We start from the raw sequence: 6,261 nt of genomic DNA, 5'->3' as shown, positions 1-6,261 counted from the left end.
CGCCCCCTCCCCCCGTGCTCCCGATTGTGATCGCGATCACATCGAACCTTGCCGTCCATCTGTAACCGGCGGTAACGAGGGGTAAATTTTTCGAGGGAGTTCGAATATGCGCCGTTATCCGTGGCTTTGTGCCTTTGCCCTGTCCGTCATCGGGGCCATCCTCTTCCTCGCCGGCGGTCCCGTGGAGAAAGCACGCGCCGAACAGGGCTGCGCCGACGGCTATACGCCCCAGCCCTCGCCCGAAGGCGTCCGATGCCAGCCGATCCCGGGCCTGTACCGCGAGTCCGGCGGCGGCCAGCAGGTACCGCAGGGACATTGGGAGACGCGCTGGGGCGCGTTCGCCGCCAGCGAAGACGGCACGATCGGGCTCGCGAGCACCCGTCCGAGCGAGGACGATGCGGTCGACAACGCGGTCGCCCATTGCACCTCGAAGGGGGGCAAGGACTGCCGCATGGCGATGACCTGGTATAATCAATGCGCCGTGGTCGCGGCCGGAGAGGCCCCCAACGGAAAGTTCAACATCTTCTATTACAAGCATTATACGATCAAGAAGGCGACGAAGGTCGCGATGAAACAATGCACCGACCAGAATCTGGGCGGGTGCAAGGTCTATTTCTCCGACTGCAGCAAGGCCGAATTCGTCCGCTAGCACCCGCCCCGGGGGAGGGCTTCCGCGCAATTTTCGCATCTCCCCCCTTGCCAAGCGCGACATTTTGCATCACTAGGGCGGCCATGCGCGGCAACGCCCTTCTTCTTCTGCGACTTACACGCCCTTGGGCGTGACACTGGCTGCGCGCTAGTCGCGGCCACCCGCTCAAGGGTCCGATCGACAAAGCACCGCAACCGACAGCAGAAGAAGTTCCAAACCCATGACCATGCTCCGCGACCCCTCGGTCAAGTATAGCGCCTTCCCGCAGGTTCCCCTGGCGAACCGCGAATGGCCCGGCCGCGTTACCACGAGCGCGCCGATCTGGCTCTCCACCGACATGCGCGACGGCAACCAGTCGCTGATCGACCCGATGGATGCCGAGAAAAAGGCCCGCTTCTTCGACCTGCTCGTCCGCTGCGGGTTCAAGGAGATCGAGGTCGGCTTCCCCAGCGCCGGCGCGACCGAATTCGACTTCATCTCGGGCCTCGTGCGCAACGGCCGTATCCCCGACGACGTCACGCCGCAGGTGCTGACGCAAAGCCGCGCCGACCTCATCCGCACCAGCTTCGACAGCCTCGAAGGCGCGAAAACCGCGATCGTTCACGTCTATAACGCGGTCAGCCCGGCGTGGCGCAAGATCGTCTTCGGCATGGAGATGGACGAGATCAAGGGCATCGCGATCGAGGGCGCGAAGCAGCTCCGCGACAATGCCGCGCGCCTGCCCGGCACCGACTGGCGCTTCGAATACAGCCCCGAAACCTTCTCGACCGCCGAGCTCGATTTCAGCATCGCCTGCTGCGAAGCGGTGATGGACATCCTGCAACCGACGACCGACAAGCCGATCATCCTCAACCTCCCCGCGACGGTCGAGGCGTCGACGGCGAACATCTACGCCGACCAGATCGAATATTTCTGCAAGAATTTGCCCAACCGCGACCGCGCGATCATATCCCTGCACACGCACAACGACCGCGGCACCGGCGTCGCGGCGGCCGAGCTCGGCCTGCTCGCTGGCGCCGACCGCGTCGAGGGCTGCCTGTTCGGCAATGGCGAACGCACCGGCAACACCTGCCTCGTGACCATCGCGCTCAACATGTACACGCAGGGCGTCGACCCCGAGCTCGACTTCTCGAACATCGACGAGGTCATCCAGACGGTCGAATATTGCAACAACCTGCCCGTCCACCCGCGCCACCCCTATGGCGGCGAGCTCGTCTACACCGCCTTCTCGGGCAGCCATCAGGACGCGATCAAGAAGGGCTTCGCCGCGCGCGAGCGCCAGAATGACGAAAAATGGGAAGTCCCCTACCTCCCCATCGACCCCGCCGACCTCGGCCGCAGCTACGAAGCGGTGATCCGCGTCAACAGCCAGTCGGGCAAGGGCGGCGTCGCATGGGTGCTCGAACAGGACAAGGGCCTGAAACTGCCCAAGAAGATGCAGGCGAGCTTCAGCCATATCGTGCAGGCGCTCGCCGACCAGACGAGCCGCGAACTCGGCGCCGAGGATATCTGGCACGCGTTCGAGGGCCAGTATCTGGCGACCGAAGCCAAACGCTTCCAACTCGTCGACTGGTCGGAGACGCACAGCGGCGCCGACCGCATCTTCGCGGGCAAGCTAACCATCGACGGTACCCCGCGCAGCGTCAGCGGCCGCGGCAACGGCCTGATGTCGAGCGTCATCGCCGCGCTCAGCGAAAGCGGCGGCCCCGTGATGGACATCGTCGACTATAGCGAACACGCGATCGGCCAGGGCAGCAATGTGCAGGCCGCGGCCTATGTCGAATGCCGCACCGCCGACGGGAAAAGCCTGTTCGGCTGCGGGCTGGATACCGACGTCGCGACGGCGAGTGTTAGGGCGATCCTTAGCGCGGCGAATGGGGCTTAGGGAGGCACCCCTCGCCGCCTTGCGCCTGCGGGACTGTGTCGAAACTAATGGAGTAGGTTTCCATCTCTAGGCGTTTCCGCAGTCAAGACTCGGCGCCCGATCTCCGCCACCGTAGTATATGCTTCCAACCGCAGCTCTTCCTGATCTGCTTGGGTTTCAAGAGCCTTGCGCGCAACTTCGAGGTGCTCGAATTGACGCTCGCTAACCTGCGGATCGCTTGCCGAAGGCATTTGAATCAGCATTTCGTGCTGACGACTGAATGCGTTCGCCGTCTCGGAATCACGGTCGACCTTCAAGTCCCAGAGTCGACGCTTAATGAGGTCCACCGACCTAGAAATCTGCCCGACACTAAGAGTCCCAAAGTTCGCTACCAATTGGGAACCTGAGAAATCGATTGAAACTTCGTGGCTGCGACGCCGCCGTTGCTGCTGGGTAGCCAAATCCGATCGGAAAAACCCCGCCAAGCCACTCCGCGCTTCGACGACATAGTCGAGAACCAATCTTGGAAGCCTGTCGCCTCCTGCAAACGCTTCAAATTTATCCTCGTAGCTGATGTCATCGAGCGCCGCCAATCCAGCGTTTAGACCTGCCGCCTCGGCATCGTATAACGAAGACAGTGCACTCATCCATGAGACGCCTATCGCTTGCAAAGACAAGCCATCAGCCACACGAATTTCTCCGATACTTACCCCGGTAATTGATGGCCTGAAATCGGTCACAGCCGCCGCCGAGCGCGCAGCCAAATCTGCCTGCAGTTCATCAAGCGTGATGCCCGCGACTTGAATGACAATATCCGATTGCGCGCCGTACAGGCACTGTAACCTGTTAAGCGCATTCGCAGCTTCGATATGAAAACCGGTGTCGTTGAACACCGCTACACCGATGATCAACCGTTCTTGCGACCCTCGGATCGGCGATAGGAAAATGGGGGCCCAGTTCGCTCGAACCGGGTTTTCGAGAGACGGAAAAGAGTCGCTGTTTAGGTTCACGATCATCAGATAAGTACCGGCGAATTGAGCGCTGCGCTAGCTATGCGCGTCACCTCGTTGACTCGCTTTTTCAGGAAGCCCCTAAGGGCCTCAACGTCGTCGGACGCAAGCAATATATCCGCTCTGCTTGCCACAATTGCTGCGTCCACATCGATCAAACGAAGGTCCGCCTCCAACACGCCCGCTTGGCGCGCCCTCGCGTCCCTACCATCTTCCGTAAGATGAGGAGTAAGCCAATCTGCTAGACGGTGTGGGTAGTTGCCGACCGGATCAAGCGCATCCTTCGACCAGTTAGGGCCAGTGAACGCCCAGCCGTGATCTATTAGCCACGCCTCAGCACCTGAGCCGAATAATAGATTGCCTGCGTGCCGATCAATGTTCGCGATCCAGCCATCAAATCCATATAGTCGCCCCAATGATGGCCAAGCGGTTATGGCTCCAAGCAAACGGGCGCGCCCGGACAGATCGGCTGTTCGATAGCGAAATTGCACATTGGGTACACCGACATCCACGCTCGCCAGCATCAGACGCCGACCATCGTTGATAAGCGGACCCTTCGTCGTCACCAAATCGGACGGGTCGACTTGCGCCAATAACGCATCCGGCGTGGGCAACGACAACAAGCGAGCCAGCACAAACGCGATAAGTTCGTTCGCTAGCTCCTTACTTCCCACATCCTTTAAAACAGCGCTTACGATAGCACCATCCGCCCGAAGGACCTGCCCCCGATACGTGTCGTTTATGTTTCCTTCTTTGAAGCCCTCTGCTCCGGCAAGGACGGTGGCAAGTTCTACCGTTGGCATTACTGCCATACATCTTCCCTCCCCTAAGTTCATTGAGGCTATATGCTACCGTGATAGAGGGCAAGGCCTAGATCCGAATGACCAATCTCCAAAAGGCCTTTCCTACATTTCACCCATATGGTTCATTCTGTCGGTTTCACCCAACCGAAAGGACGAATCGATGGACGACTCCCCGCACGATCCCGCGTTTATCCCTGCCCCCGGCAGCTATCACTGGACGCCGCGGCTCCAGCGCGAGTTTCTGGAGGCGTTCGCCACCAACGGGTCGGTGAAGATTTCGGCGGCGAAGGTCGGCATGTCGCCGTCCGCCGTTTATCAGCTCAAACAGCGGCCTGAGGGCGCGGCGTTCCGGCTCGGCTGCGCCGCGGCAACGCTGATCGCGCGCGGGCGGCTCGTCGACGAGCTGCTCGACCGCGCGATCTGGGGGCATGACGAGACCACCGAACTGCAACGCGAGGACGGCCGCAGCCTCACCAAGCGCCGCCGCATCGACAGCCGCCTCGGCCTCGCGATGCTCGCGCGGCTCGACCGCATGGTCGAAACGCGCGCGCGCGAAGGCCAGGAGATGCTGGCGCAGGTCATCGCCGGCGACTGGCCGGGCTTCCTCTCGCTCTTCGATATCGACCCCGGCGCTGCCAGTGGGGCGCCAGACGGCGCCGGGACCGATGCCGAAGGCCATAGCGCCGCGCTCGCGCTCTGGCTCGCCGGCCGCGACAACCGCGCGAACCCGCTCGCGACCCTCTGGCGCGGTACCGCGATCGCGAATGAAGTTGCGCAGTTTTCCGCCACTTCCGACGCCGGCCCCGAACGCGCTGACGCGGAAGGGCCGACCCCCGAGGAAGAGGCGGCCGCGATGACCGTCTGGCACGACGAGGAAACCGGCGGGCTGCGCACCAACTTCCCGCCGCCGGGCGGCTTCATCGGTATCGAGGAATGCCAGTTCGGCGACGAGGATTATGAACGCAGCCTCGACACCGACGAGGAAGTCGCGTGGGAGGCCGCTCACGCCGAGGCCGTCGAACCGCTGCGCATCGCCGGCGAAGCCGCGCGCCGCGCCTTCTTCGCGCTCCCCGATCCGGCAAACGACCCCGAACCGGAACGCCGCGCGGGCGCGCGGGAAGCCGCCGGCGGCTGACGCCCCGGCCCGGCGCACGCGCCGCACCCCGGCCCGCGCACGCGCTGCCGCCCGAACAGCAGCAGAAAAATGGAAGCCCCGTGAAACCGATGATCCAATAATCGCGAAAATATCGCGCCGATCGGTCCCTTATTGGTCAAATATTTCGCCCGTTCGGGCCCAAATTGACTTTTCGGATTTTTGCGCCTATAGGGAAAGGGCTAACGTCGCATGCGACGGAATTTGATGGCCCTTCAGGGCACTATTTTCCCTTCACACGCTACCAGCTCCGCCGGTGCTTTTGCCGGTGGATTCCCTGTTTTCGTGAAAGGAAACATCCAATGGCCACCGGCACCGTAAAATTCTTCAGCACCGACAAGGGTTATGGCTTCATCGAGAATGAAGACGGCTCGGGTGACAGCTTCGTCCACATCACCGCGGTCCAGGCTGCGGGCATGAATACGCTGAACAAGGATCAGCGCATCTCGTACGACCTCGAAAAAGGCCAGAACGGCAAGGTCTCCGCGATCAACCTCCAGTCGGCCTGATTTGGCCAAAGAGGAACTGATGACCTTCGAGGGGCAGATCGACGAGATCCTGCCCGACGGGCGCTTCGGCGTCCTGCTCGAAAACGGCCATCGGGTGATTGTCTATACGGCGGGCCGGATGCGACGTTTTCGCATCCGGTCGGTCGTCGGCGACGCGGTCCGCGTCGAAATGACGCCCTACGACCTGACCAAAGGCCGGCTCGTCTACCGCGAACGCGGGGGCGGGCCAGCCGTTCCGGGTCAGCGCAAGAAGCGCTGATCCCGCAAACCACC

General features: G+C 62.1%; 7 protein-coding genes. 5 read left to right on the top strand and 2 right to left on the bottom strand.

The window, feature by feature from the left end:
* Positions 1-106 precede the first annotated feature (106 nt).
* On the top strand, positions 107-649 hold the full coding sequence (locus VGD20_RS15060; protein ID WP_331135227.1) for a DUF4189 domain-containing protein: 543 nt from the start codon (positions 107-109) through the stop codon (positions 647-649).
* Between the two features lie 220 nt (positions 650-869).
* Positions 870-2,534: a 2-isopropylmalate synthase gene (gene leuA / locus VGD20_RS15055; RefSeq protein ID WP_331135226.1), complete on the top strand. Its 1,665-nt coding sequence runs from the start codon at positions 870-872 to the stop codon at positions 2,532-2,534.
* Positions 2,535-2,578: 44 nt separating this feature from the next.
* Here the strand turns inward: leuA and VGD20_RS15050 are convergent, their stop codons facing one another.
* Both VGD20_RS15050 and VGD20_RS15045 read right to left on the bottom strand, forming a co-directional pair.
* Complete coding sequence (locus VGD20_RS15050; protein ID WP_331135225.1) at positions 2,579-3,523, bottom strand: hypothetical protein; 945 nt, start codon at positions 3,521-3,523, stop codon at positions 2,579-2,581.
* A gap of 5 nt (positions 3,524-3,528) precedes the next feature.
* Entirely contained in the window at positions 3,529-4,335 is an 807-nt protein-coding gene (locus tag VGD20_RS15045; protein ID WP_331135224.1) for a hypothetical protein, read from the bottom strand.
* Between the two features lie 151 nt (positions 4,336-4,486).
* On the opposite strand from VGD20_RS15045, the gene VGD20_RS15040 reads away from it, so the two are divergent.
* From VGD20_RS15040 to infA, 3 genes are all read left to right on the top strand, one after another.
* Positions 4,487-5,461: a hypothetical protein gene (locus tag VGD20_RS15040; RefSeq protein ID WP_331135223.1), complete on the top strand. Its 975-nt coding sequence runs from the start codon at positions 4,487-4,489 to the stop codon at positions 5,459-5,461.
* A 320-nt stretch (positions 5,462-5,781) separates the two neighbouring features.
* On the top strand, positions 5,782-5,988 hold the full coding sequence (locus VGD20_RS15035; protein WP_331135222.1) for a cold-shock protein: 207 nt from the start codon (positions 5,782-5,784) through the stop codon (positions 5,986-5,988).
* Between the two features lies 1 nt (position 5,989).
* A complete protein-coding gene (gene infA, locus VGD20_RS15030; protein WP_331135221.1) occupies positions 5,990-6,247 on the top strand; it encodes a translation initiation factor IF-1 in 258 nt (85 codons plus the stop codon).
* The last annotated feature ends 14 nt before the right edge of the window (positions 6,248-6,261 follow it).

Origin of the sequence: Sphingopyxis sp. (assembly GCF_036402335.1) — a bacterium.
In the GTDB taxonomy this organism is placed as follows: Bacteria; Pseudomonadota; Alphaproteobacteria; order Sphingomonadales; family Sphingomonadaceae; genus Sphingopyxis.
The sequence above is the reverse complement of the archived record's forward strand: the minus strand, read 5'-3'. Positions and strand labels throughout refer to the sequence as shown.

Excerpts from the sequence above, each read along its gene's own strand:
- leuA (WP_331135226.1), top strand. The coding sequence starts at position 870 with ATGACCATGCTCCGCGACCCCTCGGTCAAGTATAGCGCCTTCCCGCAG.
- VGD20_RS15035 (WP_331135222.1), top strand. The coding sequence starts at position 5,782 with ATGGCCACCGGCACCGTAAAATTCTTCAGCACCGACAAGGGTTATGGC.
- VGD20_RS15060 (WP_331135227.1), top strand. The coding sequence starts at position 107 with ATGCGCCGTTATCCGTGGCTTTGTGCCTTTGCCCTGTCCGTCATCGGG.
- VGD20_RS15045 (WP_331135224.1), bottom strand. The coding sequence starts at position 4,335 with ATGGCAGTAATGCCAACGGTAGAACTTGCCACCGTCCTTGCCGGAGCA.
- VGD20_RS15040 (WP_331135223.1), top strand. The coding sequence starts at position 4,487 with ATGGACGACTCCCCGCACGATCCCGCGTTTATCCCTGCCCCCGGCAGC.